Source organism: Kordiimonas sp. SCSIO 12603 (assembly GCF_024398035.1).
GTDB lineage: Bacteria > Pseudomonadota > Alphaproteobacteria > Sphingomonadales > Kordiimonadaceae > Kordiimonas.
Window position 1 is genome coordinate 3213283 of record NZ_CP073748.1, and the last position, 21826, is coordinate 3235108.

Annotated in this window: 24 protein-coding genes; 4 read left to right on the forward strand and 20 right to left on the reverse strand. The window is 46.3% G+C overall.

Annotated elements, in window-relative coordinates:
- Positions 1 to 83: 83 nt before the first annotated feature.
- Both KFE96_RS15030 and KFE96_RS15035 read right to left on the reverse strand, forming a co-directional pair.
- Positions 84 to 500 (reverse strand): GFA family protein, encoded by a 417-nt coding sequence (locus tag KFE96_RS15030; protein WP_247016528.1) that lies wholly within the window; start codon positions 498 to 500, stop codon positions 84 to 86.
- Positions 501 to 569: 69 nt separating this feature from the next.
- Complete coding sequence (locus tag KFE96_RS15035; protein ID WP_255833370.1) at positions 570 to 1202, reverse strand: LysE/ArgO family amino acid transporter; 633 nt, start codon at positions 1200 to 1202, stop codon at positions 570 to 572.
- Positions 1203 to 1426: 224 nt separating this feature from the next.
- Here KFE96_RS15035 and KFE96_RS15040 point away from each other — a divergent pair, with 224 nt between their 5' ends.
- On the forward strand, positions 1427 to 1984 hold the full coding sequence (locus KFE96_RS15040; protein WP_255833371.1) for a cytochrome b: 558 nt from the start codon (positions 1427 to 1429) through the stop codon (positions 1982 to 1984).
- Positions 1985 to 2068: 84 nt separating this feature from the next.
- Here KFE96_RS15040 and KFE96_RS15045 read toward each other — a convergent pair whose 3' ends face one another.
- Together KFE96_RS15045 and KFE96_RS15050 are read right to left on the reverse strand one after the other, a co-directional pair.
- Complete coding sequence (locus tag KFE96_RS15045) at positions 2069 to 3061, reverse strand: alpha/beta fold hydrolase (RefSeq protein WP_255833372.1); 993 nt, start codon at positions 3059 to 3061, stop codon at positions 2069 to 2071.
- Positions 3062 to 3083: 22 nt separating this feature from the next.
- Positions 3084 to 4457 carry a sodium-dependent transporter gene (locus KFE96_RS15050; protein ID WP_255833373.1) on the reverse strand — a complete coding sequence of 458 codons (1374 nt, stop codon included), beginning with the start codon at positions 4455 to 4457 and terminating at the stop codon, positions 3084 to 3086.
- A gap of 149 nt (positions 4458 to 4606) precedes the next feature.
- Here KFE96_RS15050 and KFE96_RS15055 point away from each other — a divergent pair, with 149 nt between their 5' ends.
- On the forward strand, positions 4607 to 6256 hold the full coding sequence (locus KFE96_RS15055; RefSeq protein WP_255833374.1) for an amidohydrolase family protein: 1650 nt from the start codon (positions 4607 to 4609) through the stop codon (positions 6254 to 6256).
- A gap of 117 nt (positions 6257 to 6373) precedes the next feature.
- Entirely contained in the window at positions 6374 to 6754 is a 381-nt protein-coding gene (locus KFE96_RS15060) for a DUF302 domain-containing protein (protein WP_255833375.1), read from the forward strand.
- 52 nt (positions 6755 to 6806) lie between these two features.
- On the opposite strand, the gene KFE96_RS15065 is transcribed toward KFE96_RS15060, so the two are convergent.
- The 14 genes from KFE96_RS15065 to KFE96_RS15130 all read right to left on the reverse strand — a co-directional run bounded on the left by KFE96_RS15065 (position 6807) and on the right by KFE96_RS15130 (position 17863).
- Positions 6807 to 7286: a glutathione peroxidase gene (locus KFE96_RS15065; protein WP_255833376.1), complete on the reverse strand. Its 480-nt coding sequence runs from the start codon at positions 7284 to 7286 to the stop codon at positions 6807 to 6809.
- A 21-nt stretch (positions 7287 to 7307) separates the two neighbouring features.
- The gene (locus KFE96_RS15070; protein WP_255833377.1) at positions 7308 to 7685 is read right to left on the reverse strand and encodes a DUF6768 family protein; all 378 of its coding nucleotides are present in this window, start codon (positions 7683 to 7685) and stop codon (positions 7308 to 7310) included.
- Positions 7685 to 8215, reverse strand: coding sequence for an RNA polymerase sigma factor (locus KFE96_RS15075; RefSeq protein WP_255833379.1), 531 nt, complete (start codon positions 8213 to 8215; stop codon positions 7685 to 7687). Before KFE96_RS15075 ends, KFE96_RS15070 begins: the two co-directional genes overlap by 1 nt.
- A 72-nt stretch (positions 8216 to 8287) precedes the next feature.
- Entirely contained in the window at positions 8288 to 8644 is a 357-nt protein-coding gene (locus KFE96_RS15080) for an ArsC family reductase (protein WP_255833380.1), read from the reverse strand.
- A 9-nt stretch (positions 8645 to 8653) separates the two neighbouring features.
- Positions 8654 to 9535 carry a cation diffusion facilitator family transporter gene (locus tag KFE96_RS15085; RefSeq protein WP_255833382.1) on the reverse strand — a complete coding sequence of 294 codons (882 nt, stop codon included), beginning with the start codon at positions 9533 to 9535 and terminating at the stop codon, positions 8654 to 8656.
- 85 nt (positions 9536 to 9620) lie between these two features.
- The gene (locus KFE96_RS15090; RefSeq protein WP_247016552.1) at positions 9621 to 10109 is read right to left on the reverse strand and encodes an ATP F0F1 synthase subunit B; all 489 of its coding nucleotides are present in this window, start codon (positions 10107 to 10109) and stop codon (positions 9621 to 9623) included.
- 1 nt (position 10110) lies between these two features.
- A complete protein-coding gene (locus KFE96_RS15095; RefSeq protein WP_247016554.1) occupies positions 10111 to 10659 on the reverse strand; it encodes a hypothetical protein in 549 nt (182 codons plus the stop codon).
- Between the two features lie 127 nt (positions 10660 to 10786).
- Complete coding sequence (locus KFE96_RS15100; RefSeq protein ID WP_247016556.1) at positions 10787 to 11011, reverse strand: F0F1 ATP synthase subunit C; 225 nt, start codon at positions 11009 to 11011, stop codon at positions 10787 to 10789.
- 59 nt (positions 11012 to 11070) lie between these two features.
- Entirely contained in the window at positions 11071 to 11820 is a 750-nt protein-coding gene (locus tag KFE96_RS15105; RefSeq protein WP_247016558.1) for a F0F1 ATP synthase subunit A, read from the reverse strand.
- 61 nt (positions 11821 to 11881) lie between these two features.
- Complete coding sequence (locus tag KFE96_RS15110; RefSeq protein WP_255833385.1) at positions 11882 to 12205, reverse strand: AtpZ/AtpI family protein; 324 nt, start codon at positions 12203 to 12205, stop codon at positions 11882 to 11884.
- Between the two features lie 162 nt (positions 12206 to 12367).
- Entirely contained in the window at positions 12368 to 15823 is a 3456-nt protein-coding gene (gene smc, locus KFE96_RS15115) for a chromosome segregation protein SMC (protein ID WP_255833386.1), read from the reverse strand.
- A gap of 101 nt (positions 15824 to 15924) precedes the next feature.
- Positions 15925 to 16611 carry a thioredoxin domain-containing protein gene (locus tag KFE96_RS15120; RefSeq protein ID WP_255833387.1) on the reverse strand — a complete coding sequence of 229 codons (687 nt, stop codon included), beginning with the start codon at positions 16609 to 16611 and terminating at the stop codon, positions 15925 to 15927.
- Between the two features lie 80 nt (positions 16612 to 16691).
- Entirely contained in the window at positions 16692 to 17321 is a 630-nt protein-coding gene (locus KFE96_RS15125; RefSeq protein ID WP_255833388.1) for a thioredoxin domain-containing protein, read from the reverse strand.
- A gap of 14 nt (positions 17322 to 17335) precedes the next feature.
- Positions 17336 to 17863 (reverse strand): DUF721 domain-containing protein, encoded by a 528-nt coding sequence (locus tag KFE96_RS15130; protein ID WP_255833389.1) that lies wholly within the window; start codon positions 17861 to 17863, stop codon positions 17336 to 17338.
- 94 nt (positions 17864 to 17957) lie between these two features.
- Here KFE96_RS15130 and mutY point away from each other — a divergent pair, with 94 nt between their 5' ends.
- On the forward strand, positions 17958 to 19001 hold the full coding sequence (gene mutY, locus KFE96_RS15135) for an A/G-specific adenine glycosylase (protein ID WP_255833390.1): 1044 nt from the start codon (positions 17958 to 17960) through the stop codon (positions 18999 to 19001).
- Here mutY and KFE96_RS15140 read toward each other — a convergent pair.
- On the reverse strand, positions 18994 to 20538 hold the full coding sequence (locus KFE96_RS15140; protein WP_255833391.1) for a hypothetical protein: 1545 nt from the start codon (positions 20536 to 20538) through the stop codon (positions 18994 to 18996). The two genes, mutY and KFE96_RS15140, sit on opposite strands and share 8 nt — an antisense overlap.
- 154 nt (positions 20539 to 20692) lie before the next feature.
- Positions 20693 to 21808: a site-specific DNA-methyltransferase gene (locus tag KFE96_RS15145; RefSeq protein WP_304665233.1), complete on the reverse strand. Its 1116-nt coding sequence runs from the start codon at positions 21806 to 21808 to the stop codon at positions 20693 to 20695.
- Positions 21809 to 21826: the final 18 nt, after the last annotated feature.

Consider the following 21826-nt stretch of genomic DNA (forward strand, 5'->3'; position numbering starts at 1 on the left):
TTTACTGGTCCTTGAAGTCTGAAAAATTAAATTAGTCTGCTGTTACCTTAGTTAGCACCAAAGAACAAGCGCGAACGCACGCTTTAACGTGCATTCCGAGGGAAAGTTTCAAACGTGATCAAGCCATCATCCAGATGCACCCACGGCATACGAGTACGTACATAAGCATGCCCCTCAGGCTTGAATTCCGAGGCGTTTTCAAAAAGTGCTACATGCAGATGAATTTCATCCGGCCACGCTTCACCTTCAAAAGCAATACTACTGCCGCAGGTACCACAGAAACTCCGCTTCACACTCGCACTGGATTTAAAGATTTTTGGAGTATCTCCGCTGAAACGCACATGCTCTGCCGCAAACCCCGCATATGTTGCAAAACCTGCGCTCGTCGCTTTTTGGCAACTCGGGCAATGGCAATGCCCCACCCAGCGTTCCTTACCGTACACCTCAACATGCACAGCCCCGCAAAGACATTTACCAGTATAGAGTGGTTCACACGTCATAATAATCCCCATATCTTGATAGAAAATATGGGGAAAAGGCAAAGTTATTTCAACAGCATAATAAAACGATCAGGAAAGCTGATGTTGAATAAGGGTAGCGCACACTGCCAACATGATAATGGCAATAAGGGAATCTAGAATACGCCACGTTATTTTCTTTCGGAACAAAGGAGCAGCCTTCTTTGCGCCATATGCCAAACCATAAAACCAGATGGCTGACGCCGTCCAGGCACCAATCATAAAGGCATTCCGAAGCGCATCAGTTTCATATTTAATGCTTACGCCACCGATTAGCACCATCGTGTCTACATAAACCCATGGATTCAAAAATGTGAAAGCAAGTGTGTGCAGGATAGCGATTTTCACACCCTGTCCGGCCGCATCACCAGCAGATGCATCAATATCATCCTGAGTAATAGCTTCTGGCTTTAAGGCAGACTTAGCGCTTTTTAAAGCAAACCAAAGCAGGAAAACAGCTCCTCCCCACCCCATCCAAGTGGAAAGCGCTTCATTTTCTGCGATGATTTTTCCCGTCCCGAAAACACCCAGACCAATTAGCAAGATATCAGACAAAAAGCATACGGTGGCCACAGGTAGTACATGGCGCTGCCTCAAACCTTGCCTAAGCAAATATGCATTCTGCGGGCCGATAGCGACAATCAACCCAAATGAAATCATAAAGCCTTCTATAAATATCGGCATTGTCGTCACCGCAGAATCCCTATTTCAGAACTTTCATCTGCAATATCACACTGTGCTCATATTCAATAGATCAAGCTCCTGATGCAAAGATGAAAAGAACTTAAGTACCTTACTGAAAAACTTAATCGCATATTTTCTGCTATAGTCGGGTTCTTACTCAAGTGATTGGAGGTCTATAGCCCTTAGGAACGTTAATAGGAAAAATGGCCAACAGGAGAGAAAATATGAAAGATACTTTTGAGAAATTTAGTGGCATGACCGTGGCACTACACTGGCTTGTCGGCTTGTCTATTATTGGGCTAATTGCTGTTGGTATCTATATGGAAGAAAACGAAGTTTATGCACTTTATGATATTCACAAGGCGTTTGGGGTGTCGATCTTTGCCTTCATTCTCTACAGGGTTTTCTGGCGTATTAAAAACGGCTGGCCAACACCAGTTGGTGACTACAGTAAAATCGAACATCTATCAGCAAAAGTGATCCATTATGTGCTCATAATTGGCACTCTGCTTTTCCCTATTTCCGGGATGATCTATTCCGGTTTCGGTGGTTACGGCATTGATGTGTTTGGCCTTCAGCTTGTCGCAGAAAATCTAGACCCAAATAATGCTGAGGAATTCATTGCGCACAACGAAACCATAGCAAGCCTTGGAAAAGAAATTCATGGCATACTCGGTGATGTCATGATCATTGCGATCCTGCTTCATATTGCGGGCGCCCTGAAACACCACGTGATGGATAAAGACGGTACTTTGAAACGGATGCTGGGCAAAAGTATTTAACGAACCAGCAAACAACAAACACCGCAAAGCCTCATTCATTTGATGAGGCTTTTGCATATTTAAAACATAACGCTGTAGCTTGGTTTAGAAATATTCACGTATCCATCTATGAATAGCTGTATTTACTTCTTCTGAACGTTCCTGCTGGCTCCAATGTCCACATCCTTTCAGATCATGTCTGGTATAGGGCTTACAGAGGTCTTCCATACCATCCGCCAAATTAGGCGGGCACGCGCGGTCCATTTCCGCGGTGATCATCAGGCATGGCTTTTCCACCTTTGGAAGCTGTCCCCCCACAAGGAACTGTTTCTGCGCTTCCCAGTTCTCAGCCATATTACGGTACCAGTGCAAAGGCCCAGTGAAACCACTTTCTGTATATGCCTCTACATAATATTCAAGCTCTTCCTCTGGCATCAAAAGCTCACCGCCCCAAGCATCTTCACCCGCTTGTAGAAGACTGATAAGATCAAGACTTTCCACCTCAAAAGCAAAACTGGTTTTGCCGCTGCTCTTACCGTTCCCCGGCTTACGAAGGAAAAACTTAAACGTTTCACGAAGGTCTTTTTCGAGGATCGGCTCACAAGCCCCCTCTTCCTGGAACCGAACAATATACATTTGCTCGCCAAGACGTTCTCTGAAGATAGTAATCGGATCGATAGGGAAATGGCGCAGAAGAGGCACATTTAACCCTGCACACCCCATAACACGTTCGCCGATATAAAAAGGCAATTGCCATAAAACTATAGCGCCCCAGTCGTGGCCAACAAAGATAGCTTTTTCAATACCATAGTGATCCAGTAAACCAGCCAGATCACCACTCAAGTGTTTCATGGTGTAGTTTTCTTTGCCCTGCGGCTTTGATGATCTTCCGTAACCACGTTGATCAGGCGCGATAACAGGATACCCAGCTTCAGAAAAATACTCCAACTGTGCTCGCCAACTATATGCGATTTCTGGAAAACCGTGGAGAAACACGATAGCTGGTTTATCAGTTTCACTAAAATCAGGGCCAGCGCGGTACACTGGCAGTGTTACACCATTTGTTTCCACAAACTCCGGATTAGTGAAATCAACCACGTTAGCTTCCCCTCTTTACTCTTTAGTGCCCGCCTCCAAAGATCGCTGTCAGGAACAAGGCAATGATCGCAATCGGCACCAGATATTTAAGCGCCCCATACCAAATGCTAAATAGCGCGCCATTTTCCATGGGCAAGGCAGCGCGCACATCTTCGCGCTTCAAGCCCCATCCCACCATAAGAGCAAATGCGAGGCCGCCCAGCGGCAACACTACATTGTTTACACCTTCACGGATCAGGTCAAACGGTGTCATACCCTCAAATCCAAGGAATGCGAGAGGATAAAAATCTGCCCACGAACTGAAAGATAGCGTTGTTGCGAGGCTAAGAATAAAAGCACCTAATCCCATAACCCAGGCCGATTTAGCTCTACTCCAGCCAGCTTCCTCAAGCCGTGCTGTAGGAGGTGATAAGAGGCTAATTGCGGATGTAATAGCTGCAAATGTCAGCAACAGGAAAAATACAAACGCAAGAATGGCACCGCCCGGGATACCGGAGAAAGCAAGTGGCAGCGTGATAAACACAAGTCCCGGCCCTGCCGCAGGGTCAATATTCGCAGAGAAAAGAATTGGAAAAATTGCGAGACCCGCCAGCAGCGCAACCGAGAGGTCCATCAACACAATCCAGAGGGACGCCTTAGGCAAGTTTACATCATCCCCCATATAGGAACCGTACAGCATAATACCGCCCACCCCGACAGAAAGGGTAAAGAACGCCTGTCCAACCGCTTCCATCAGGATTTTCGGTGATAGCTGCATCTCGTTGAAGCCAAACAGGAAATTAAATGCCGCGCCAAAATCAGCCCGTAGTACTGCAAAGATCACCAAGCCTATAAGCATTACAAACAAAACTGGCATCATCAGCCTGCTGGCACGTTCAAGGCCTTTACGGATATCAAGAGATACAATAGCCGCCGTTGCTACCAGAAACAGGATGGACCAGAAAATCGGTACACTTGGATCCGCCTTGAAAGCTTTATCAAGCGCAATGATCTGATCTTTTTCCCAACCTGCGAAACCACCTTGTAGTGCTTCCCAGCCATAAGCCATTACCTGCCCTGATATCACCGCATAGAAACTGAGCACCAATATAGTTGCTACAAGCCCTATCCACGCGGGCAGCGCCCAAGGCAGTTTTGAGCCTGCACTAGTTTGAAGTTTTTTTAGAGATGTTGGGGTACTTGCTTTGCCTAGTCGCCCAAGAAGCATTTCCGCCATGAAAACCGGGGTAGCAATAAAAGCAAGAGTAAGCAGGTAGATAAGAACAAATCCGCCGCCGCCATTTTTTCCGGCAACATAGGTAAAACTCCAAACGTTCCCAAGCCCAACAGCCGCACCAGCTGTAACCAGAATAAAACCAATTCTGCTTGAGAAAGACGGATGCTCCCGCTTGCTCATACATGCCTCCCCTTAATCCCACACAATGCTTTTACTTGCGCCCAATACTTTATTTTTTCATGCTGTGTAAAAGCTTTGGAAGAAACCATAGTTGGGGAAAATAGGGAGCACAACCACCTTGTGTTCACGATGCCTAGGGGAGGCCCGTCATGAAACTTAACAAACTCAAATTGTTAGCAACTATCAGTGCATTTGCATTTGGTGCCATAACACTTCAGGCACAAGATAAAACATTACCGGGTGATGAGAACGAGCTACGTGTTAAAAAAGCAGGGCTTGAGTTTCCACTTGAAGCTACCGCCCGCACAAAAGAAAACAGCCACGGCCCCTACAAACGATTAGTTATTCGGGGGGCAACCATGGTGGACGGCACTGGCGCACCACCGATTGGTCCTGTGGATATTGTAATCGAAGGCGACCGGATCACTGGTGTCCACACTGTCGGCAATCCCGGCGTTCCTATCAATGAAGCATATCGCCCGGAAAAAGGGGATTATGAAATTGATGCTCACGGCGCTTATGTATTGCCCGGTTTTGTAGATAGCCACAGCCATGTGGGGAATGCACTTTGGGGGCTAACCGGCCCTATGCCTTCAATGGATTATGTCTTCAAACTATGGATGGCCCACGGTATAACCACAAGCCGCACAGTTGCGTGCGGCCTTGGTGCTGATTATACACTTCGCCATAAAGAACGATCAGATGCGAATGAAATTGTTGCACCGCGCTTGCTTGCATACTGTTCATTCCCAACCCAGTTTTCACAGCCGAAGCAGGCAGTTGACTGGGTGAAAGGTTTTAAAAAGCGCGGCGGTGACGGCATTAAATTCTTTGGTGGCAACCCTACTGTTCTTGAAACAGCGATCAAGGAAGCGAAGAAACAAAACCTTGGCACAGCTTTCCACCATGCACAGGTTTCCGTAACTCGCGTGAATGTACTTGATAGCGCCCGTTGGGGCCTTGATAGCATGGAACACTGGTACGGTCTTCCAGAGGCTTTGTTTACAGACCGTGTGGTGCAGGATTACCCGCTTGATTATAATTACCAGAATGAACAGCACCGATTTGGGGAAGCAGGGAAGTTATGGCAGCAAGCTGCAAAACCGGGCAGCAAGAAGTGGAATGAAGTAATGGAAGAGCTTTTAGAGCTCGATTTTACTCTCAGCCCCACCTTCACAATCTATGAAGCCAACAGGGATGTGATGCGTGCCAAGAATGCAGATTGGCACCCTGATTATACCCTTCCCTCAGTCACGCGCTTTTTCACACCAAACCGTATTCTGCACGGCAGCTATCATTTTGACTGGACCACACAGGATGAGATTAACTGGAAAGAAAATTTCCGCCTATGGATGCAGTTTGTGAACGACTATAAAAATCGTGGGGGCCGCGTAACCACGGGCTCAGATAGCGGTTTTATCTATAAGCTTTTTGGCTTTGATTATATCCGAGAATTTGAACTGCTGCAGGAAGCAGGTTTTCACCCACTGGAAGTTATTAAGTCTGCGACCCTAAACGGCGCTGAGCTTATTGGACGCGAGAAGGACATCGGCAGTATCGAAGTGGGCAAACTGGCAGACCTTGTGATTGTCGAGGAAAATCCTATCCAAAACTTTAAGGTGCTATACGGCACGGGCCATATGCGCATGAATGATAATACTGGCAAAGTGGAACAAGTAGGCGGTGTTCGCTGGACCATTAAAGATGGCATTATCTATGACGCCAAACAGCTCCGGAAGGAAGTGCGAGATATGGTAAAAGCCGCAAAAGAAAATGAAGCCGAACAAGCTTCAAATTAATCTGTCACAAAGAAGTTAGTGAATGTCATGACAAGAATTTTAATACTCACCCTATCTATCTGTGTAGGAATGTTTTTCGGAAGCGCACTGAACGCTTCTTATGCACAGGATAATATTATGGATATCAAAAGCTCACACTCCTTCAGCGATACCGTTGAAAGGCTGGAGAACGCAATTACCTCTCGCGACCTAAAGGTCATCGCCAAGGTTGAACACAGTAAAGGTGCCGCAGCCACAGGCCTCGAACTTCGCCCTACTGTGCTCGTTCTATTTGGTCATCCAAAAGCTGGTACACCACTTATGCAGCAGGACCAACGTGTTGGGCTCGATCTGCCGCTTCGTATTGTTGTGTGGGAAAATGCTGAAGGCGAAACCGTGCTTACATACCGAGAGCCATCATTTGTAAGTGATGCATGGGAACTTGACCCCACACCACCACAGATTGGCGGCATGACAAAGGCTATTGAAGCCATCACAGCAGAAGCCGCTGGCAACTAAACATAAAAAAAGAGGCTGAAATCAGCCTCTTTTTTAGGATCGAAATCTTAAGTTAAAGCAGTGCTTCAATAGCTCCGCGGATGGCTTCCGGTTTTGCAGTCGGTGCAAAACGCTTCACTACTTCGCCATCCTTGTTCACAAGAAATTTCGTGAAATTCCATTTGATTTTCTGTGTACCTAGGAAGCCTTTTTTCTCAGCCTTCAAGTGCTCGTAAAGCGGTGCAGTATCAGGGCCATTCACATCAATCTTGGCAAACATTGGAAAACTTACACCGTAATTGATCTGGCAAAATTCACCAATTTCGTCAGCAGAACCCGGGTCCTGATTAGCGAACTGGTTACACGGGAACCCCAGTATAACCAGCCCTTTGTCTTTTAGATCTTTGTACAGTTTCTCAAGACCTTCAAACTGCGGTGTAAGGCCACATTTTGAAGCTGTGTTCACAATCAACATTACTTTGCCTTTAAATTCAGACAGGTCTTGTTCCTTGCCTGTAAGGCGATCCATTTTAAAATCATGAACACTTGTCATGGTCTCTGCTCCCAAAGCGGTTTAGCTGTTTTTACCCAACTTAGCGCTTAAACCAGCAATGACAAGCTCCAGACGCTTAATTTCCCGTGCAGTAAAAGCCCGGTTCATTTCCATCCAAGACCACTGCTTGAGAGCAATTTGCATCATCATCAGCCCCACTGAACAGAAACCCCAATAGATATAGGATTCTCCAGCCGTAAAAAAATTATAGATGCTCCAGACCATAAAACCGGTAACAATAAGTGTAAGCGGCCACACAAGGAACATCCAGCGACGCAAGCCCCCTTTAAAAGAGGCGGAGATCATATCCGGCAACCCGCCTTCGCTGGCAAGCAGGGCATCTATTTCCTTTGTATCCTGTTCAAGTGCGGTTTTAATACGGTCATCAATACTGGTCATTATTCTTCTCCTTCTGTTTGCTGTCGTAATCGGGCGCGAGCCGCGTGCAAGCGGGATTTTACAGTTCCCGGTTTTGTTTCCATCACTACCGCAATTTCAGCGATACTGAGTTCTTCAAGATAGAAGAGATACACGGTGTGCTTTTCCGCAGGTGGTAATCTATTGATCAGTGCATTGATCTGCCCAGATGTAGCAACTTTGCTTTCATTTTCATTATCAACTGCTGCTTCATCAGAAAGCTCCTCATGAGAATTATCTCGCTTCCTGAGCAAATCAAAAGCACGCCAGCGAACTGCACGAAAAGCGCGGGCACGAAACATGGAAGTATGCTTAAGTTCAGACAAAGTCCTTGCCAGCATTATCCATGCATCCTGCATAGCATCCTGTGCAAGATCAGCATCACCGAGTATCTTAAAAGCAAATCTGAGGAGAGAAGGTTGGTATAATTTATAAAGAAGCTCGAATGCTTCCTTTGATCCGGCTTGCGCCTTCAATACCAATAATTCTTCTTTTGTGCGTGTACCTGTCACAGGTAAGCTCCTCTTGCTTTACCTTAAAGACGCACGCACAAAAGAAAAGGTTCGAAAATATTTTCGATTTTTTTAAGCCTTAGCCCAGGCCTTGATCGTATCCTGATCTTTCGGAGCGAAGCCAAGCTGATATTCACCAGCTTTTTCCCATACTGGGCGTTTGATAATAGCATCATGGGCAACCATGAGTGCTTTAGCTTTATCGGCATCCACATCAGCTTTATCTGCATCATCCAGCTTTCGCCATGTGGTACCACGAGTATTAAGAAGCGCTTCCCAACCAAGACCAGTCTCAAAGCTCTCTACCATATCCGTCGTCAAACCATCCTTACGGAAATCATGGAAGGTATGCTCTACACCTTCCTCTTTAAGCCACTTAAGTGCTTTCTTAACTGTGTCGCAGTTTTTGATGCCATAAATAGTAAGCATAAATACCTCTTAATTTTCCGCACTTGAAGGCGGGTCAATATGAATAAGAATTTCAGCCTGAGGATATTGAGAACTTAATGCGAGTTCAACCTGCTCAGCTATTGAGTGCCCTTCCCTCACCGTAATATTACCATCAACCTCTATATGCATTTGAATAAATAGATCTCGGCCAGATGCACGCGTTTTAAGATGATGCATACCCTGAACATCCGGCACCGCTGCAACAATGGCGATGATGCGCTCTTCATCCTCAGTTCCCATCTCTTTATCCATCAACATGTCAATAGCTGGAATTGCGACATCCCATGCACCATGAAGAATATAAACAGTAATCAAAGCGGCAAAGACGGCATCTGCATATATATACCCGTATCCAGCCGCAATAGCAGAAGCAATAACACCAATATTGAGCAGAAGATCACCCGTATAATGAAGCTGGTCACCAGCAATAGCGATGGAACCAGATTTCTTCACTACATACGACTGAAACATTACCAAACCAAATGATAGCACCACGGCCAATAACGAAACGCCGATAACATAATCAGGTGCTTGATATGCTTGGGGGGTCAGGAAATGCTCGACTGCCTCTACCGCCAATAAAACTGATAGAACCACCATCACCGCCGCCTGAAATAGCCCAGCTAGAGCCTCTGCTTTGCCGTGACCAAAACGGTGATCATCATCGGCGGGGATAAGAGCTGCTTTCACAGCGAAGAGCGTAACAACTGAGGATGCCATATCTAGAAAAGAGTCAGACAGTGATCCAAGCATTGCAACAGAGCCAGACATCCACCATGCGATTGCTTTGGTCATTACCAACACCAAAGCAACTGATACAGCGGCCCATGTGGCATAGCGCATTAAGTGGCCTGTATTTTCTCTGTCCATATACTGCGTCCTTTTTCACATAATAAAAAACGCCCTACCATTTTGGTAGAGCGTTTTTAAATCATTACACGATGCTTATAGAAGCTTAGTGGAGTTTTGTTTCCACATCTTCGATTGCAGCGTTAGCAAGCTCTTTGCCAGCTTTGCCTTTAAGCGTATCAGCAAGAACAGCTGTTGCAGCATTTACCGCTACGTCCACAGCAGTAGCCTGCACTTCCTTAACAGCAGAAGCCTCAGCCTGCGCGATCTTCTCTTCAGCAGCTTTGGTGCGGCGCTCAACCATGTTAGCGATATCGCCTTTAGCAGCTTCAGTCATGATCTTCGCATCTTCTTCAGCACGGGCCAGGATTTCAGCAGCTTCTTTTTCTGCATCACGCTGTTTGCGCTGATAGTCATGAAGCATTTGCTCTGCTTCATCACGAAGGTTCTTTGCTTCTTCGATTTGCGAACGGATTTCCTCTGCACGCGCATCCAGCATTTCGCCAAGGAGTTTAGGAACACCTTTCCAAAGCAAAATACCAACGAATACAAGGAAGGAGCCTGCTACCCAGAAGGTTGGATCTGAAAAGTCCATGTTACGCCCCCTTCGCTGTATCGAGTGCAGCTTTCACCGCATCAGCAACAGTTTTCTCTTTTGCTTCAACACCAGCAAGCTTAGCAACCATCTCAGAAGCTACTTCAGCGGCAACAGTATCGATGCCTGCAAGTGCTTCATCACGTGCTTTCATAATGCGTGCTTCAGCTTCTTCTGCTTTAGCGCCAAGAGTTGCATCCAACTCTGACTGTGCTTTAGCAATATCAGCTTGAATTGTGTCTTTTGCACCCAGAACGATTTCCTGAGCTTTTTTGCGGGCATCAGCAACAGCTGCTTCATAAGCTGCTTTTACTTCTTCCGCTTCATTTTTAAGACGCTCAGCAGTATCAAGATTGTTTGCTACGTTTTCTTCACGCTCTCCGAGAACTTTGGTTACACGCGGAAGAACGATGCGTGAAACAACAAAGAACAAGAAGAGGAAAGTAAGAAGCAACCAAGCGATCTGGTTGGTATAAGTACCATCCGCAATCACGTTAAGCTGCGGCAAACCACCTTGGTCCTGAGCTACTTCTGTATTGGCGTTGGCCATCACATGCCTCTATGGCTGAATGTTCGAACTTTGGAGCTTGGCTCCACTGCTAATGATATAGCAGTTAAACAGCATAGAGCGCGACCAATAAGAACGGCCGCGCTATGCTTTAGCAGTCAAGATCTTCTTAAGTGAAGAGGATCAGGAATGCAATCACAAGTGCGAACAGACCAGTCGCCTCTGTAAGAGCGAAGCCGATAAGTAGGTTTGTGAACTGCTTAGGAGCAGCAGATGGGTTGCGAAGAGCACCTGAAAGGTAGCTACCGAAGATGTTACCCAGACCAATACCGATACCAGCAAGAGCAAGAGTAGCGATACCAGCGCCAATCATTTTTGCAGCTTCGAGTTCCATGTTAATTTCCTTTTCTCATGTATAAGGTAAATAAGTTTTAATTCAGGGCTGACTTGTTCTTAGTGTGAAGGATGCATCGCATCATTCAGGTAGATGCAAGTCAAAATAGTGAATACGTATGCCTGCAAGCAAGCTACGAGAATTTCGAGGCCTGTCAGCAACACATTAATCGCGAAAGGAGCAATCGCACCAAGCATGCCCGCAGCGCCTGCTGCAGCCATTGATACGATGAAGCCCGCGAATACTTTCATCATGATGTGACCAGCCAGCATGTTTGCGAACAAACGTACTGAAAGACTAATTGGGCGTGTGCAGTATGAGATTACCTCAATCGCAACGATAAGCGGCAATAGCCAGCCTGGAACACCAGATGGTGCAAAAAGCTTAAGGTAGCCAGCGCCGTTTTTAATGAAACCAATCAGGGTTACACCAAGGAAAATGAAGATAGCCATCGCGAAGTTTACTGCGATGTGGCTTGTAACTGTGAAGCTGTATGGCAACATACCAGCAAGGTTCAAACCAAGGATAAACACGAATAGTGTAAAGATGAATGGGAAATACTGTTTCCCTTCTTTACCTACGTTATCCTTAATCATGCCTGCGATGAAGCTGTACATTAATTCTACCATCACCTGCATGCGGCCAGGTACGGTAGCGTTTTTGCGTGTGCCCCAGATCAGGAAGAAGCTCATGAAAGCTACTACCAGCACCATCCACAAAGAACTGTTTGTAAAGGAAACATCGATTCCTGCGATCTCGAAATGAGCGATGGGTTTAACGTCAAATTGCTCAATAGGACTATGGGCCACGTCAATAATCTCTTTTTTATGCCGCGTAATCAAACGCAGCGATCAAATTCCATATCGCTTTTTAGCGGCCTTGACCTTCCTCTTCTTCAGCTTCCTGCTGCATCTGCATCGCGGTACGGATCACATTCCGAATACCGGTTACAAAGCCCAAGATTAGCAACCCAATAAAAAACAGTGGTGCAGTACCAAACCATTTATCGAACCAGTATCCCATAAAGCCACCAACAGCGACCGCAACAACCAGTTCTGTACCCATCTGAAAGGCTTTTCCTAGAGGAGAAACTTCGGGGCGATCAGGCCCTTCATCTTCCTTCACCTTCATTTGGGCTTGGTTCAAACGCTCTTCAAAGGATTTTTGCTTTGGGTTTTTTTGGTCATTACCCACTACAAATCACCTCTTTTTGTGCGTCTACACCAGGGTTGCTCTAAACTGAATCAGAGCTATGCCAAAGGCGGTTGCAACATAGGGATTAGCCCCACCTATGTCAAGGTCCAATAAACACTAGATAAGTCATTGAAAAATAACGATTTTCAAAAATAGTTTAAACTAAACAGCTTCCTTAAGCTGTTCTGCATCTTCAAGGTCTACGGAAACGAGAGTAGAGATTCCTCTTTCCGCCATCGTTACACCAAAGAGCCTGTTCATGCGTGACATAGACACTGCGTTGTGAGTTACGATCAAGAAGCGAGTATCCGTACGTTTGATCATACTATCTAGTAGATTACAGAAGCGCTCGACATTCGCATCATCAAGAGGTGCATCCACCTCATCAAGCACACAAATTGGTGCCGGATTGGTAATGAATACTGCAAAGATTAGCGAGAGGGCTGTAAGTGCTTGCTCACCACCTGACAGCAAAGAAAGAGCCTGCAACTTCTTACCCGGTGGACTTGCGTAAATCTCAAGCCCCGCATTAAGCGGATCATCGGATTCGGTAAGTTCCAAATGCGCTTCACCACCACCGAATAGTGTCTTAAACAGCTCACCAAAATGGTTATTCACAACATCAAAAGCAGCAAGTAGGCGCTCGCGTCCTTCCCGGTTCAGGTTGGCAATTGCATGCCTTAATCTGGAGATAGCTTCCTCAAGGTCGCTACGCTCTTTCACCAGATGGTCCATCTGTTCAACTATATCGTTGAGCTCTTCATCCGCTCGTAGATTGACCGCCCCTAGACGGTCTCGTTCACGTTTTAACTGCTCTAATTTGCTCTCCAGAACCATTGCTTCCGGTAGGTTTTCGCTAGATGCGACTTCTACTTTTTCAAGAAGATGTGTAGGAGCACATTCAAAACGTTCACCAATTTGAGTAGCGATAGCCTTCCGGCGGTCAGCAGCGTTTTCAACGGCGGCCTCGGCTCGAATAAGCTTTTCTCTGCGCTGGTTCAGATCACCTTCAACCTCTTTAAGAGCTCTTACTTTCTCAGCAAGCTTGGCTTCAGCAACAGCCAATGTATCGCTTGTTTTCTTTCGCTCTTCTCCAGCCTCTTCAAGCTTAGCCAGAAGTGCCAACTTCCTATTTTCCAAATCTTCAGGGCTCGCTTCTGCCGCTTCTAACTGAGCTTTAGCGGACGTTTCTCTTTCATTTAGAGATTGAACCTGTTTATCAGCACTAGATACACGCAGTTGCCATGCGCTCGATTCGGTTTCAATAGCATTCAGTCGGTCCTGACGTGTCTGAGCTTCGCGGCGCAAACTGTCGTGCGTTGCTCTGGCAGCGCTTAGTGCTGTACGCACCTGCTCTACCTGAACCCGCTTTTCCGAGAGCTCGGCTTCCAGTTTCTGATTTTCTGGAAGTTCTGCGATACGCGCTTCAATATCTTTGATACGCTCTACTACTTCACCAAATTCACGCTTCACACGTTCAAGAGTATCTTCAAGAACACGAACTCGGCTTGCACGCTTATTAGCTTCCTGTTCCGCGGCCATATGTACACGGCGAGCATCGGCAACAGCTCGTTCTGCTTGCTGACGTTCATTACGTTTGACCTGCTCGGTCTCTCTTGCTTTTTGGTGACTTTCAAACGCAGCAGTAGCTGCCGATTCAGCTTTTTCAGCGTTTACAGAAACTTCCGATAGCCTACTTAACAAATCAGCCAGTCTGTTCTTTTGTTCGAGCCGAATAGCAGCCTGTGTTGGGGCTCCTGCTTTTTGGACAAAACCATCCCATCTCCAGAAGTTACCAGTTTGGTCCACAACAATTTGCCCAGGCTTTAGATCAGCAATAACCGTATTGATATCAACTCCGCTAGATATGAGCCCCGTATAAGCAAGCCGTTTCTGAAGTACTTTCGGAACCGTAACGTAACTACTCAACCCTTCAACACCTTTAGGCCATCCCGGGGCCTCACTTGCGGGAAGCTCTTGCCAATATCGGCTGGCATCCTCATTAACTCCAGCTTCAACAGCGTCACCGAGAGCTGCCCCTACGGCAACTTCATACCCTTTTTGAGCACTGAGTTGATCTGCAACAGGATTATTCTGATTATCGTCAGCATTCAATAAACGCTCAAGGCTGGAAATTTCACCAGATAAAGCTTTTGCCTGCCCTTGCCATTCAGATTTAGCAGTGTCAGCCTCATTGCGTACAGTTCGTGCAGCCACCGTTGCCGCTTCAGCTTCTTGCAAAGCTTTTGTTGAGCCTGATAGGCTTTCTTCAGCTTCCTTGATTGCTCGCTCGGCTTCTTTCAGTGCCTTCGCAATCTCATCTTCCGCAGTTACTGATGTAATTTCCTGAGAAATTCTGTTTTCCTCAATCCCAAGCTGATCTTTCCTGCGATTGATAGCAAGCTTATCGCTCTCTAAGCTCGAACGCTGAGCACGTGCCTGTGCCGCTGTCTCACTTAGTTTATCAAACTCCGTTTCAGCAACTGTTGCAGCCTTTGCTGCGGCATCCAGCATTTCACGAGCTTCAACTTCAGCAGACTTTTCTTTTTGCTGAGCCGTCACAAGACGTTCTTTTTCGGTAAGCAACCGATCCAGGGCAGACTTGGCATCTTTAGCAATTTCTGCTTCACGCTCTCTATCAGACGCTATCTGCTCTAGCTGAGCACGTAGCGAAAGTGCAGTCTGCTTACGGCGCTCTGTTTCCGCCTCCAGATTTTCTTTTTCAATGGTTAGACGCTGCAATTTCGCTGCGGCCTCGGCGTCCCTTTCTCGAAGTGGTGGTAATAACTCTTCTGTCTCGGTTTGCTCTCCAGCGAACTTAGTTGCTTTTGCCGTTATTTCGGCAACCTCTCGCTCAATCTCGCGCTGCTTCCGCTCAAGCTCAATCACTTCCTCGGCTGCCGTCTTCCACTTTATGAACAGAAGGCTTGCTTCCGCTTGCCGAATTTCACCAGAAACAGAGCGATATCTAACAGCCTGTTTTGCCTGCCGTTTTAAGCTACCGATCTGGCCTTCCATCGCCTGCACTACGTCTTGCACACGAACGAGGTTACTTTCCGCACTACGAAGGCGGCTTTCAGCTTCTTTCCTACGAGTGTGAAGGCCAGAGATACCTGCAGCTTCTTCAAGTATCTGTCTGCGGTCCTGCGGTTTAGCGTTAATCATTGCGCCGATACGGCCTTGACTTACAAGTGCCGGAGAGTGCGCACCGGTTGCTGCGTCAGCAAAAAGAAGCTGTACATCCTTTTGCCGAACGTCCTTGCCGTTAATACGGTAGGCAGAACCACTGTCACGCTCAATACGCCGTGTTACCTCAATGGTATCTTCATCGTTATATTCTGCTGGGGCATTACGGTCGATGTTATCAATGACCAGTGTCACCTCAGCCATGTTACGTGCAGGCCTTCGGTCAGTACCTGCAAAAATCACATCGTCCATACCTGAACCACGAAGTGATTTCGCCCGGTTTTCACCCATTACCCAACGGATAGCTTCAAGTAAATTGGATTTGCCACATCCGTTAGGCCCAACAACACCAGTAAGGCCGCGTTCGATATGCAGCTCTGTTGGATCAACAAAGGATTTAAAACCAGATAGTCGTAACCGTGAAAAACGCATACCTGCGCATTTCCCCCTCTATTAGACAAAGCGGCAAAGCGCCCCTACGCACCAACCGCTTTGATAAATTTTATAAAACTCGGAACTAGGTAATCAGTTGATTAAGAAGCAGATTTAATAGCTTCTTCCATCGCAACATCAAGTTCTTCGAATGTCCGGAAATCCAGCTTTTTACCGTTTACGATAAAACTAGGCGTACCTGTAACATCATAAGACTCATTGCCGATTTTTGTCATCTGCACCAAATTTTTCTGCATATCCGAATTAGCAAGACACTTGTCAAATTTCACTCGGCTCATATTGACAGCGCGGCGAGCCAGGGATGCCAAAGCGCTTTCCGGGCTTTCTGAGCGAAGCCATTCCCCTTGACGGTTAAAAAACAGTTTAGTTAATTTTTTAGCTTCATCTTCAGTACCACAACGGGCAATCGCCGAAGCAACCATGTCAAGACGGCCAAGTAAATAGTTACGAAATACGAACTTGATCTGACCTGTTTCAATATATTCTTTAGAGAACTCAGGAAACACGTTATTTGCATAATTTGCACAGTAACCACATACAAGTGAGGCATATTCCACCACGGTGATTGGAGCATCCGGGTTACCATAGACAATATCGCCCCATGTACCCTCTTGTCCCTCACCGTAATTCACAACTTCAATCTCTGCGCTCGAAGCCGAAGAATTAGCTGACGTTGTATCACCGCTATCGCCGCACGCAGCTAAAGCTAATACACTTACAGCGACACTTGCTGAACGAAACCAAGATTGCAATGTTTTGTTATTCATAACGTCCTCACCCACTACATGTTGTGTGTAACCTGAATCTCGCAGAAATACGAGTCATTTTTCCCTAGTCGCTAAAACGCTTATTGAGCAGTAGCCATAAGCTTGAGCTTATCTTTTAGCTCTTCATAGTTAGCATATTGAACTTTTGCCCCATTCACTACGATTGTAGGAATAGATTTAATTTCATACTTTTCATGCCCGGCCTTCATGTCATCAATAATACGCTGCATCATTACTTTATCGGCCTGGCATTCATTTAATTCACTTGTTGGCACACCGCCTGTTAACGCGATTGATGTAATAGCAATCGGAGGGTTTTGAGCTGTCACCCATTCACGTTGACGCGTAAAAAAAGCTGTTTTGAGGCGCTTAGCTTGCTCTAAATCACTCGTACAGCGCGTGGCGAGAGCAACGGCCATATCCAGTCTATCCCGAACGAAGTTGCGGAAAACAAACTTTACTTTCCCTGTGGAAATCAACTCTTCCTTCAGAAACGGCAATACTTCTGCTTCAAAGGATGCACAATGCGGGCAAGTGAAAGATCCATATTCTATCACTTCAATTGGGGCATCAGCATTTCCGTACACAATATCACCAGCGATACGATTTTCAGCTACCGGAATGGGTGTTGATTTATCCTGTGCAAATACTCCCGCTGATGCCACTGCAGCAATCGCGATAGCTGTACCAACAATAAAATTTCTAACCATACCGTTTCCCAATCTTACTTCTTGTTTGAAAGAACTGTTTCGCCAAGGCTTTTGATAGCTTCCTGAAGCGGTGATAGCTCTTTATTACCAACAAGGTTATCCAGCTTTTCTTTCTGTTTAGCAGTGAGCGGCTTTTTATCAAGCGGAATTGTACGCTTTACCTTAGGCAAAGGACCTTGTTTCACCTCCACCTTAGCCACCGCACCATATCCAAAGAAGCTATTAACCATCTGGATAATACGTTCACTTTTATGAACCACCAGTGGCGCAAAGGCAGATTCGCACCGAATGACAAGCTTTGCCCCCATTTTTTCACCACGCGGGAACATAAGCTTTACCGGTACAGTAGCCACTGCAAGCTCATGGCCAACAATCTGCGACCACTTGGTTATCACCTCCGCCTGAGCGAAACCCTTACGGCGAATAGCAGGCGTAACCAACGCCGAAGCCAAGCTTGAAGCCTTTGAGGCCTTAAAGCGCCTGAATGGCTTTTTCTTAGCTTCTACTGATTTCGCAGTTTTTTTATGTGGCGGCATTGCCATTTAACTTGCCCCTTGCGGCATTCTCACTATGGTCTGTGCTACCTGATGCACCGTATAGGCACAAGTATTATTAGCTCTATTTCAAAGCGATGTGATGACTAGTTTTTCCGATAACATGCTCGAATGGTATGACCGTAACCGCCGCGACCTCCCTTGGAGAGCAGCACCAGGTATTACGCCAACCCCATATCATGTCTGGATGTCTGAAATTATGTTGCAGCAAACAACCGTTGCAACGGTAAAGGCATATTTTGAAAAATTTCTCGATCGGTGGCCTACCGTGCAAGATATGGCCGCGGTCCCACAAGAAGAAATTCTGAAAGAATGGGCCGGCCTTGGCTATTATGCACGAGCACGTAATCTCCATAAATGTGCAACTGTGGTTACAGAAGAGTTTGGTGGAATTTTCCCCAAAACAGAAGCTACCCTCAGAGCACTTCCGGGTGTGGGCGATTACACTGCCGCTGCAATAGCCTCTATCGCATTTGGTGAACCCGCGGCCGTAGTTGACGGTAACATAGAGCGTATCATCACTCGCGTGTTCCGTATTCAGGAACAAATCCCTAAAGCACGGAAGATAATCAAAGAACATGTAGCAGAAGTAACACCCGCAAAACGCCCAGGTGATTTTGCTCAGGCGATGATGGATTTGGGGGCTAGCCACTGTAGCCCAAAAAAACCAAGCTGCCTTCTTTGTCCTATCTCATCACTATGTGAGGCTCAAAAACACGGTGACATGGAAACGTATCCTCGCAAGGCACCAAAGAAGGTAAAACCAACGAGACGAGCCTATTCTTTCTGGCTGGAGCATGATGGCCACGTACTATTGCAGCGCCGGCCAGACAGTGGCCTTTTAGGCGGCATGCCTGGTTTTTATTCTACAACATGGGAAGAACGCTCAGACTTCCCAAAGAAGGAAGAATGGCTACAGCATAGGCCGTCCGAAGATTATTGGAAACCCTTTGAAGAGATTGCCAAACACACGTTTACGCACTTCCACTTGGAAACAAGGCTGCTAAAAGCCAAAGCCCATGAAAAATATAACGTGGAAGATGGATTTTGGCATCCGATAGACCAGTTGGCAGACATAGGCCTGCCAACCGTTTTTAAAAAAATAGCAGATTTAGCAGCTACTTAACTGGCAGAGGCAATATATCATCAAAGATATGACTAACCTCAACTCCCTGCTTTGCCGCAGCCTGGTTCACACTGATACTATGACACATAAAACATCCCGCATCCGCCTGTTGTGGGCTTGATGCAAATACCTGATGGTAAGTTTCCATTGTAGCATTCGCCAAACCGAGCGAACCCTTCTGTGTAAATTTACCATTATCCCCAGAATTGTAGGTAGGAATATTACCGTGCTGGGTCCAAACGGCGCCAACGAGGAAATAATTTTTACGGGTATCACCTGAAGGCAACATGCTCATCACATCGTTATTTACCGAAATGATCTGTGCATTATTGTCTGGATCCTGAATATACTTTTTACCAGCATCACTTGTTGCACTTCCCCAAGGATTCATACGCACCGTAAGGCTCGGGGAAATAACACCATCCATGTAGGCAACTATATCACCTGGATTACAAGTTTGCTGTTTACATACTGGTAATTTATCACTTGGTCCTGAATACACTCTCGCAGTTTCAGCATTCCACTGAATGCCTCTATCTGTTTTGCCAGAAAATTCCCAACCAGTAGAGTTCTGTGTCGGCAGATTAGTCGTTCCCCCAGTGTTATTGTTATAGGAAAACGCCGCATCAGGGGCATTACTGATATGTTCGTAAGTAGCCCAAACCATTTCAGGGTGATCTTGTACCGTACCAACAATATGCATACCGACAAGGGCAAGCTGCTTTGGCTCTGTTCCTGCCACAGGCCAAACCTTATTACCTCGGCGCTCATATCTTGGCACCTCGGCATTGATGACCAGATAATCCTTAGGATTAGAGACGGTTGTAACGTCAACCCACGATGTTTTCAATTCCATCGTAAGCGCATCAGCATCAGAAAGAGTTGTGCCCTGACTTTTCGCGAAATCTACCACCGCTTTCAGCTGATCAGGCGTATTCGGGAAATCATGGAATGTAATACTGCCCGATTTAACGCCCGTTAAATAATAGGCATAAACATCATTCACATGAATACCATAATATACGATGGACCCGTTCTGCGAAATTAGCACACCGCCACCACCAGCTTGGCCGGTTTCGCCGATCACTTCATCCATTTTTGTAGAACGAACGGCATAGGCACCACCTTCAGTACCCGGTGTATTTGGAATAAGTTTACGAACGGTTTGACCACCCTGTTGCATCTCGGGTGACACGTCAAAGAACTCAACAGAATCGAAAACATAGTTTTCTCCCTCTGGGGAAGTGAGCCAAAGGAACATCTGTGCAGACCATTTATAAAAATCACAGATACTATTATCTATCGGAAAATCCACGCTATCCGCCGCGTTCGCTGGCGCACCAGGCGTTGTAGGCTGTTTCCCACCGAACCAACCATTAAATGTCTGCTGATCTACAGAACATTGTGATTTATCCACATTTTGCGGGAAATATGTTTCCCCTTCAACAGCTTGCACACCATCATCCGTTGGCACACACGCTATTAACAGCGCGCTTATGGCACCTGCGCTCAGAACGCTCGACAGAAATTTCGCCATGATATCAACCCCTTTTCCTAACACGACAATATTATCGCATAGGTAATGTATCACTATTCCTATAGTTTATTTGTGACGCCCATCACGGGTATATTTCAGGCATAAAAAAAGCGCCCCTATAAGGAGCGCTTAAGATATTCAATGTATTGGAATTTTAATGCATTTCAGCACGAACCTGCTGGCGGAACACATCAATGGATGTTAGCTCCCCCTTATTTTCTACATGCCAGAATGTCCAGCCATTACAAGCTGGTGCACCTTGCACTCGAGCGCCAATTTGGTGGATAGACCCCTTGTCCGCATCAGAAACCAACGTGCCGTCTGTACGCACCTTTGCTTTGAATTTACGCTTGCTATCATAAAGAACAGTACCTGGTTCAATAAGACCGCGTTCAACAATAGAGCCAAATGCAACGCGCGGCGCGGCGCGCTTGCTTTCAGTGTAACCAAGGCTTTCATCATCAAGCTCTGTCACAGCATTGATACGCTTCTGAGCAACTTTGATATAATCTGTTTCGCGCTCGATACCAATAAAGTTACGGCCAAGCTTTTTCGCTACAGCGCCTGTTGTACCTGTACCAAAGAATGGATCAAGAACCACATCGCCTTTCTTGGTCGATGACATAAGAACACGGTAAAGCAGTGCTTCCGGCTTCTGTGTCGCATGAGCTTTCTTATCGCCTGATTTCAACCGCTCTTTGCCTGAACAAATCGGGATAGTCCAATCAGACCGCATTTGCGTATCGTCGTTCATAGCTTTCATGGCGTTATAGTTAAATGTATAACCACCTTTATCCGCTGACTTTGCAGCCCAGATAAGTGTTTCATGCGCGTTAGTGAAGCGTGTACCACGGAAGTTCGGCATAGGGTTAGATTTACGCCAAATCACATCGTTAAGTACCCAGAAATCAAGATTCTGGAGCGCGCTACCTACGCGGAAGATATTGTGATAACTGCCAATCACCCAGATCGTGCCCGTATCTTTAAGCACACGACGCGCCGCTTTCATCCAGCGATTTGTAAAATCATCATATGCCTGAAAACTTGAGAACTTATCCCAAGCATCATGAACACCATCTACCTTGCTGTTATCAGGGCGAGATAGCGTGTCTTTAAGCTGCATATTGTATGGGGGATCTGCAAAAATTACGTCTACAGACTTTTCAGGCAACGCATTCATTGCGTCGATACAATCACCTTGCACGATTTTGTTAAGCGGCAAGGTATCAAGGCCACCACACACACGTGTGGCGTTCTTTTCTTTAACCATTTCTTTTTCTCCGTCCCA